Source organism: Hymenobacter agri, assembly GCF_054778495.1.
This window is the reverse complement of sequence record NZ_BAAGZM010000144.1, coordinates 1-8,276: the sequence shown is the minus strand read 5'-3', so window position 1 is coordinate 8,276 and position 8,276 is coordinate 1. Positions and strand designations below refer to the sequence as shown.

Below are 8,276 nucleotides of genomic sequence, written 5' to 3'. Positions count from 1 at the left end.
CACCGATGCCCGCGGCCGGGCCGTGTACGTGGAACTGCCGGTGGGGCGCGGGCATGTGTACATCTGCGCGGTGCCAGCGGCGTTCAGCAACCGCTACTTTTTGCAGCCGCGCATCCGGCCGTTTGCGGTGGCGGCGCTGCGCTACCTGCCGGCCCGCCGCACGTTCTGGGACGAATATCAGAAGCAGGGGCCGGTCAATAATCAGTCGCTGCTGCGGGTGCTGGTGGCGCATGAGCCGCTGCGGCTGGCCTACTTCATCACGCTGGCCGGCGCGGTGCTGTTCGTATTCATGGGCGCGCGGCGGCGGCAGCGCATCATTCCCACCATCAACCCGCTGCCCAATACTACGCTGCTATTTACGCGCACGGTGGCCGGCCTCTACCGGCAGGGCCGCAGCCACGGGCTGATTGCGGAAAAGAAGGTGAGTCTGTTCATGGATTACCTGCGCACCCGCTTCCAGGAGCCAAGCCCCGACTTCGGCGACGAGCAGTTCCGCGAGCGGCTCAGCCAGAAGTCGGGCGTGCCCCGGCCGCGCGTCGACGAGCTGCTGCGGCTGGTGAATTTCGCCCGCACCGCCCCGCAGGTAACCGACGCGCAGCTGCTGCAACTGAACACCGCCATCAATGCCTTCAAGCGGGAAGCGCGCCGCTGATTTTCATTTTTGCACTGTGCCCGGAAATGGCCTTTTCATCGAATTGAATTATTCCGCGAAAGTGCGTTTTAGGGCCGTTTAAGCCATTTTTTCGACTTTTTCTTACTCCCTTTCGTTATTCCGCATCACGCCTTCCCATTTCCAGCCGCATGCTCACCGTCGAGAAACTCCTGATTTTGCTCCGGTTCAACTGGGATGAAGAACGGTTTGTCCAGACGGCTTCGGCCGCCGACAAAGCCCTGCTGGGCGGGCTCGACTGGGACAAATATGCTTCGCTGCTGCAGGACTTGATGCTGATATCGAAAAAATTAGTTTCTACTGATTACGCCCGCGACGTGCACCAGCAGCTCCTGGCTGCCTGCGCCGACGAGGCTACCGCCCAAACTTTCATTGGCTACGCCAGCACCTTATAGCCTACATGCACCCCGAAAACCACGACCTCACGCCCCAGTCTTCCACCCCGCCCACGCCCGCGGCCCCGGCTCCGGCTCCGGCCGAAGCCAGCTTCGCACCGCGCACCGACTTTGCCCAGCTGGTAGCCCGCACGGCCGCCATCCGCTCGGAAATCGGTAAAATCATTGTGGGCCAGCAGGACTTGCTGGAGCTGCTGCTTACCGCCGTGCTGGCCGATGGCCACGTACTGCTCGAAGGTGTGCCCGGCGTAGCCAAAACCCTCATGGCCAAGCTGCTGGCCCGCACGCTGGCCGTGCCATTCAGCCGCATTCAGTTCACGCCCGATTTGATGCCCTCCGACGTGCTGGGCACTTCGGTTTTCCGGCAGAACAAGGCCGACTTTGAGTTTCGGCCCGGTCCCATTTTCGCCAGCGTGGTGCTGATTGACGAAATCAACCGCGCGCCCGCCAAAACACAGTCGGCCCTGTTTGAGGTGATGGAGGAGCGCACCGTGACGCAGGACGGCACCACCTATGCCATGCAGGAGCCCTTCCTGGTGCTGGCCACCCAGAACCCGGTGGAGCAGGAAGGCACCTACCGCCTGCCCGAAGCCCAGCTCGACCGCTTCCTGTTCAAGCTGCACGTGGGCTACCCCACGCTGGCCGAGGAAGTACAGATTTTGCAGGGCCACCACAGCGGCTTTGGCGGCACCAACCTGGAGGCCGTGCAGCCCATTCTAAGCGCCGCCGACCTGGCCGCGTTGCGCCAGCAGGTGCGCCAGCAGCGCGTGGAGGCCAATATCCTGGAATACATCGCCAAGCTGGTGGGCCAGACGCGGGCGCACAAAGCACTATACCTGGGCGCCTCGCCCCGTGCCTCACTGGCCCTGCTGAACGGCGCCAAAGCCCTGGCCGCCCTGCGCGGCCGCGACTTCGTGACGCCCGAAGACGTGCAGTTTCTGGCCCCGAGCGTGCTGCGCCACCGCATCATGCTCACGCCCGAGCGCGAGATGGAAGGCGGCACGCCCGATGAAGTGGTGAAGCAGATTATCCAGGGCGTGGAAGTACCACGTTAAGAGGCAGTTTGATGTAGATACGCATACTTGCGTCTCGTCGTCCGCGCCGTTTGCGTGTGGCTCGCATCGTTCAACGACCAGACGCAAATATGCGTCTCTACGTCGTTCAGCCTAGCTTACTTATGACCTACTCTACCGCTTGGCTGCTCGACCAGCTGGCCCACGACGCCCGCGTCAAATACTTGTTTTTCTGGGGCAACCAGCCCAGCAAGGATGGCACCATCACCAAATCCTGCCTGAGTCAGTGGTGGCTGGCCGATTTCGTGGTGGCTGGCCTCACCTACCGTTCGACTGAGCATTGGATGATGGCCGAAAAGGCGCGGCTGTTTGATGACGAGGCAGCACTACGCCAGATTCTGATGGCCAGAAGTCCCGCCGAGGCCAAGAAGCTGGGCCGCGAAATCCAGCATTTCGAGCCCGAGATGTGGGAAGCGCGCAAGGTCGACATTGTGGTAGCCGGCAACCTGCACAAGTTTAGTCAGCACCCCGAGCTGCAGAAATTTCTGCTTTCGACCGGCGACCGGGTGCTGGTGGAGGCCAGCCCGGTGGATACCATCTGGGGCATCGGGCTGGCGGCCGACTCGCCCGCAGCGGCCACCCCGGAGCAGTGGCTGGGGCCGAACCTATTGGGCTTTGCCTTGATGGAAGTGCGGGATGCTCTGCGGCGCCGATAACCGGAACGGGCCGCGGCGGGTTAAATATCCTTCGGCGCTGCAGTCGCCGGAGGTTTTTTAGTCCTTAGTCATCATCCCCATGAACGTTCAACTCACCGACAAAACCGTGCTCATCACCGCCTCCACCGGCGGTATTGGCTTGGAAATGGCCCGCGCCTTCGCTCGCGAAGGGGCCAAAGTCATCATCAACGGCCGCTCCGAGGCCAGCGTTAACCAAGCCATGGCCGCGCTGCGGCAGGAGTTTCCGCAGGCGCAGCTGCTTCCCCTGGCGGCCGACAACGGTACGGCGGAAGGCACCGCGCGCACCATTGCGCAGTACCCCGAGGTCGACGTGCTCATCAACAACCTGGGCATTTACGAAGCCACCGATTTCTTCGACACCACCGACGAGGCCTGGCAGCGACTGTTCGAGGTGAACATGCTGAGCGGCGTGCGCCTGAGCCGCCATTACCTGCGCGGCATGCTGGCCCGCAACGCCGGCCGCATCCTGTTCATCAGCAGCGAATCGGCCCTGAACCCGGCGCCCGAAATGGCCCACTACAGCGCCACCAAGCTGATGCAGCTGTCGCTCTCGCGCAGCCTGGCCGAGCTCACCAAGGGCACGGCCGTGACGGTGAACACGCTCATGCCCGGCTCGACGCACACGCCCGGCGTGGAAGAATTCATCCGTCAGGTGTTTCCCGAAGAAACCGACTACGCCGCCGCCGAGCGCCGCTTCATGGCCGAAAACCGGCCTACGTCGCTCATCGGCCGCCTCATTCAGCCCAAGGAAATCGCCGATTTCGCCGTGTTCGTGGCCAGTCCGCTGGCCGGCGCCCTCAACGGCGCGGCCTTGCGCGTGGATGGCGGCATCGTGCGCAGCGCGGTGTAATGCCGTAACGCAAGCGTTACGGCTTGAATCGCAGATATATTGATTAGTAGCCCCAGCGGGGCGACATTCATTAGCTGAGCGTCGCCCCGCTGGGGCTAATCATTCGGTGGTTGCGTTACAATTAAGCCGCCCCGCGCACCGGTTTGGGAGGATATTGCCGAATATTGCCACTCCCTTCACGCCGGCTACCCTTGACGCTTTTTCTTACGCCCCGCTTTTTCCTGGCCCTCGTTGCCGTCATCATCGGCTTCGTGGTGGCTTTCTTTCTGCCCGCGCTGCTGGGTCCGATGAAAATTGCGCTCGGCCTGCTAGTGGTGCTAGGGCTGCTCGATGCCCTGCTGCTGTATGCGCCCGCCAGGGTGACGCCAGTATTTGGGCGGCGGGTGCTGGGCGACAAACTGGCCAACGGCTCGGACAACGATGTGCGGATTTACGTCGAAAACCGCTACCGCTTCCCCGTTCACACCGAAACGATTGACGAGATTCCGCACCAGTTTCAGCGGCGCGACGTGCTGTTCAAAACCAGTATTAAGCCCGGCGAAACGCAGATAATTGATTACCAGCTGCGACCCACCAAGCGCGGCGAGTACGAGTTTGGGGCACTGAACATCTACGCCGCGTCGCCGCTGGGGCTGGTGCGGCGGCGGTTTCGCTACGAGCAGGGCAAGGTGGTGCCGGTGTACCCCTCGTTTCTGCAAATGCGGCAGTACGAGCTGCTGGCCATTCACAACCGCCTGACGGAAGTGGGCGTGAAGCGAATCCGGCGCGTGGGCCACAGCATGGAGTTCGAGCAAATTCGGCCCTACGTGCCCGGCGACGACCCGCGCAGTATCAACTGGCAGGCTACGGCCCGCCGGGCCGGCACCGGAGCAGATGATGCATTGGTGGTGAACCACTTCCAGGACGAGCGCGCCCAGCAGGTGTACTGCCTCATCGACAAAGGCCGCGTGATGCGTATGCCCTTCGACGGGCTGAGCCTGCTCGACTACGCCATCAACGCCACGCTGGTAGTCAGCAACATTGCACTGCTCAAGCACGACAAAGCCGGCCTGCTCACCTTCTCGAACAAGCCCGGGGCCACGCTGGCCGCCGACCGTCGCTCCGGTCATATGCTGCGGCTGCTCGAAATTCTGTACCGTCAAAAAACCAAGTACCTCGAAACCGATTTTGAGCTGCTCTACGCCACGGTGCGGGCCAAAATCAAGCAGCGCAGCCTGCTCATTCTGTTCACCAATTTCGAGACGCTACACGGCATGCAGCGCCAGCTGCCCTACCTGCGCCGCCTGGCCAAAGACCACCTGCTGCTGGTGGTATTCTTCGAAAACACCGAGCTGCGCGAGTTTCTGGACGCGCCGGCCGACACCACCGAGGGCGTGTACAACCAGACCATTGCCGAGAAATTCGCCCAGGAAAAGCGCCAGATTGTGCTGGAGTTGCAGCGCTACGGCATTTATTCGCTGCTGACCGCACCGAAGGATTTGACGGTAAACACCATTAACAAGTACTTGGAATTCAAAGCCCGCGGCCTCATCTAGACCACGCATTAGCGCGGATTTAAACGGATTTCACGGATTTTGTGGCTGCGGCGCTAGAGTTGTGGACGGCAATTTGCAGGCGAGGGCGGGAAATCAATTTTAACTGGAAGATGATGCCGAAGGCTGAATTAGCGCAGAAACGAGGAAAATGGCAGGCACGGCTGGTGCTGCCGGCGCTGCTGCTGCTCGATAAGGCGCTGGGCCGGCGCGGGGTGCACGGGCGCCTGCTGCGCTTTATTACCCACTTTTACAGCATGAACGCGGCGCTGCTGCTGGGCTGGTGGCGATATCTGCGCGGCATCAAAACCACGGTGTGGCAGCCCACGCAGCGCAATCAGGGCACGAAGTAGCGTGGGCATAGCGCGGACTACAAAGTCCGCGCTACTTCGCGCCACGGCCAGCGGGGCTAACTTTGCACCGGCCGCCGCTGTTATGGCCCGAAATACCCCACCCAATTTCCCCATGCTAGATTCCATCGAATCCGCCATCGAAGACATTCGCGCCGGCAAAGTTGTTATCGTCGTTGATGACGAGGACCGTGAGAACGAGGGCGACTTTATCTGCGCCGCCCGCTCGGCCACGCCCGAAGTCATCAATTTTATGGCCACCCACGGGCGCGGGCTGGTGTGCATGGCCCTCACCGAGGAGCGCTGCGACGAGCTGGGCCTGAACCTGATGGTGGGCCACAACACGGCCCTGCACGCCACGGCCTTCACCGTATCGGTCGACCTGCTGAAGAATGGCGTGACCACCGGCATCTCGGCCTCCGACCGCAGCAAGACCATCCAGGCCCTCATCGACCCCACCACCAAGCCCGAGGAGCTGGGCAAGCCCGGCCACATCTTCCCCCTCAAGGCCCGCAAGGAAGGCGTGCTACGCCGCGCCGGCCACACCGAGGCCACCGTGGATTTGGCCCGCCTGGCGGGTTTCGAGCCGGCCGGGGTGCTGGTCGAAATTCTGAAGGAAGACGGCGAAATGGCCCGCCTGCCCGACCTCGAAATCGTGGCAAAAAAATGGGGGCTGAAGCTGATTTCAGTGCAGGACCTCATCAAATACCGCCTCGCTAACGAGAGCCTGATTACCCGCGAAATCTCGGTGCGGATGCCCACCGAGCACGGCGATTTCGACCTCTACGCCTACACCCAGAACTCGAACGGAGCCAAGCACCTGGCCCTGGTAAAGGGCGACATCAACGGGCCGGAGCCGGTACTGGTGCGCGTGCACAGCTCCTGCGTAACGGGCGATATCTTCGGCTCTTGCCGCTGCGACTGCGGCCCGCAGCTGCACCAGGCCATGCGCCAGATTGAGCAGGAAGGCCGCGGCGTGATTGTGTACATGAACCAGGAGGGCCGCGGTATCGGCCTGCTCAACAAGCTGAAAGCCTACAAGCTGCAGGAGCAGGGCCGCGATACGGTGCAGGCCAATGAGGAGCTCGGCTTCAAGGGCGACGAGCGCGACTACGGCGTGGGCGCCAGCATTCTGCGCGACCTGGGCATCCGGCAGATGCGCCTGCTCACCAACAACCCCCGCAAGCGCACCGGCCTCATCGGCTATGGGCTGGAGATTGTAGAAACGCTGCCGATTGAGATTCATGCCAACCCGCACAACGAGGCGTACCTGGCCACCAAGCGCGACAAGATGGGCCACACGCTGGTGAACGTGCTGCCGGCCGACGCGCCGGTGGGGTAGGGCGGTTGTGGCGCGACTCAGCCCTTATCTCAGGCTACAGCGGCCCTTTTGTTCCAGTGTTTTTGGGGCGAAGGGGCTGCTGATTTTCTTCTGTTAATAATACTGTCGATGAGTGACTACGCCAACCACGCGGCCCCGGCCGGGCCCGCGCGCAACGACCTGATGGACCGCCTGCGGGCCGGCGAGCCGCTGCGCAAGGACGACCCCGACTATGCGCAATTTGGCGCGGTGGTGGCCCGCACCATTCGGCTGTGCACGCAGCTGAACGCGGCATCCGAGGATTTGGACGAGGTACGCCGTCGGCTGGGCGACATCATCGGCACGGAGATAGACCCGTCGACGACCATTTTTCCACCCTTCCACACCAATTTTGGCCGGTTTATCCGGTTGGGGAAGCGGGTGTTCATCAACCATGCCTGCTCCTTCCTCGACATTGGCGGCATTACCCTGGAGGACGATGTGATGATTGGGCCGCGCGTCAACCTCACCTCCGAAAACCATCCGCTCGACCCTGAGCATCGCACTACGCTGCTGCTCGCGCCCGTCATTATCCGGCGCAACGCCTGGATTGGGGCGGGCGCGACCATTCTGCCGGGCGTGACGGTGGGCGAAAACGCGGTGGTGGCCGCCGGGGCCGTCGTGAACCGCGACGTGCCGGCCAACACCGTGGTGGCCGGCATTCCGGCCCGGATGGTGAAGACGCTTTAGCGGCCGGGCGCTGGCAATAAGTCGTCCGGAGGGGCCTGTCCGATACGCCGCGCCTGCTCGATGCCCGCCAAAACGCCAACGCTACCCACGAGGAAGTGCGCGAGGCCGAAATGACCCGGATTGACGAGCTCGACAAGGCCATGAGTGTGTTCGAGGCCGTAAATCCGGAGCTATATAATATATATAATAAAGGGCTACAAGGCGGCCCGCGCGCTGCTCGGTTCGGCCGGGGGCAAGGCCAAGAACAAGGCGGGGAAGGCGGCGTAGGATATGAACCGGTGGCTGCTTTAATGCCGAAGAAACGCAAAGCCCCAGCGGGGCGACATTCGTTGGACGAGTGTCGCCCCGCTGGGGCTACGGTGCCGGGAGGGGTCGTGCGGGCAACGCAACGGGTTTTTCCAGGATGCGCGTTGCATATTGGCCCTCGTCTTCACCACGCACGCACACCGGATGAGCAAGCTTTGGCTATTATTCTTCCTCGCTACCGCTTGCCAGGCCGAGCGCCGGCCGCCCGCCCCGGCGGTGCAGAAATACCTGGAGGAAGTAACCGAGATTCTGCAAGCCAATTTCATCAACCGGAAGGTGGTAGACTGGGAGGCGTTTCGGCAGAACCTGTGGGCCCGGGCGGGCGGGGCCACCACCATAGCGCAGGCCTACCCGGCGGTGGCCGCGGCCATCG

Annotated in this window: 9 protein-coding genes and 1 pseudogene; all 10 read left to right on the top strand. The window is 62.5% G+C overall.

Annotated elements, in window-relative coordinates; translation table 11 throughout:
- A pseudogene (locus ACYVDE_RS09520) lies at positions 1-652 on the top strand (DUF4350 domain-containing protein); the annotation flags it as partial.
- A gap of 149 nt (positions 653-801) precedes the next feature.
- On the top strand, positions 802-1,065 hold the full coding sequence (locus ACYVDE_RS09515) for a hypothetical protein (protein ID WP_460501258.1): 264 nt from the start codon (positions 802-804) through the stop codon (positions 1,063-1,065).
- Positions 1,066-1,070: 5 nt separating this feature from the next.
- The gene (locus ACYVDE_RS09510) at positions 1,071-2,120 is read left to right on the top strand and encodes an AAA family ATPase (RefSeq protein ID WP_460501257.1); all 1,050 of its coding nucleotides are present in this window, start codon (positions 1,071-1,073) and stop codon (positions 2,118-2,120) included.
- A gap of 122 nt (positions 2,121-2,242) precedes the next feature.
- Positions 2,243-2,794 (top strand): NADAR family protein, encoded by a 552-nt coding sequence (locus ACYVDE_RS09505; protein WP_460501256.1) that lies wholly within the window; start codon positions 2,243-2,245, stop codon positions 2,792-2,794.
- A gap of 79 nt (positions 2,795-2,873) precedes the next feature.
- Positions 2,874-3,665, top strand: a complete 792-nt coding sequence (locus tag ACYVDE_RS09500) for an SDR family NAD(P)-dependent oxidoreductase (protein WP_460501255.1) — start codon at positions 2,874-2,876, stop codon at positions 3,663-3,665.
- 191 nt (positions 3,666-3,856) lie between these two features.
- Positions 3,857-5,200: a DUF58 domain-containing protein gene (locus tag ACYVDE_RS09495; protein ID WP_460501254.1), complete on the top strand. Its 1,344-nt coding sequence runs from the start codon at positions 3,857-3,859 to the stop codon at positions 5,198-5,200.
- Between the two features lie 110 nt (positions 5,201-5,310).
- Positions 5,311-5,550: a hypothetical protein gene (locus tag ACYVDE_RS09490; RefSeq protein ID WP_460501253.1), complete on the top strand. Its 240-nt coding sequence runs from the start codon at positions 5,311-5,313 to the stop codon at positions 5,548-5,550.
- A gap of 112 nt (positions 5,551-5,662) precedes the next feature.
- Complete coding sequence (locus ACYVDE_RS09485) at positions 5,663-6,889, top strand: bifunctional 3,4-dihydroxy-2-butanone-4-phosphate synthase/GTP cyclohydrolase II (protein WP_460501252.1); 1,227 nt, start codon at positions 5,663-5,665, stop codon at positions 6,887-6,889.
- 108 nt (positions 6,890-6,997) lie between these two features.
- On the top strand, positions 6,998-7,597 hold the full coding sequence (locus tag ACYVDE_RS09480; RefSeq protein ID WP_460501251.1) for an LbetaH domain-containing protein: 600 nt from the start codon (positions 6,998-7,000) through the stop codon (positions 7,595-7,597).
- A 450-nt stretch (positions 7,598-8,047) separates the two neighbouring features.
- A partial coding sequence (locus ACYVDE_RS09475; protein ID WP_460501250.1) for a hypothetical protein occupies positions 8,048-8,276 on the top strand: 229 nt, incomplete at its 3' end.

Coding starts and splice junctions, on each gene's coding strand:
- ACYVDE_RS09510 (WP_460501257.1), top strand. CDS start 1,071: ATGCACCCCGAAAACCACGACCTCACGCCCCAGTCTTCCACCCCGCCC.
- ACYVDE_RS09480 (WP_460501251.1), top strand. CDS start 6,998: ATGAGTGACTACGCCAACCACGCGGCCCCGGCCGGGCCCGCGCGCAAC.
- ACYVDE_RS09515 (WP_460501258.1), top strand. CDS start 802: ATGCTCACCGTCGAGAAACTCCTGATTTTGCTCCGGTTCAACTGGGAT.
- ACYVDE_RS09505 (WP_460501256.1), top strand. CDS start 2,243: ATGACCTACTCTACCGCTTGGCTGCTCGACCAGCTGGCCCACGACGCC.
- ACYVDE_RS09490 (WP_460501253.1), top strand. CDS start 5,311: ATGATGCCGAAGGCTGAATTAGCGCAGAAACGAGGAAAATGGCAGGCA.
- ACYVDE_RS09485 (WP_460501252.1), top strand. CDS start 5,663: ATGCTAGATTCCATCGAATCCGCCATCGAAGACATTCGCGCCGGCAAA.
- ACYVDE_RS09500 (WP_460501255.1), top strand. CDS start 2,874: ATGAACGTTCAACTCACCGACAAAACCGTGCTCATCACCGCCTCCACC.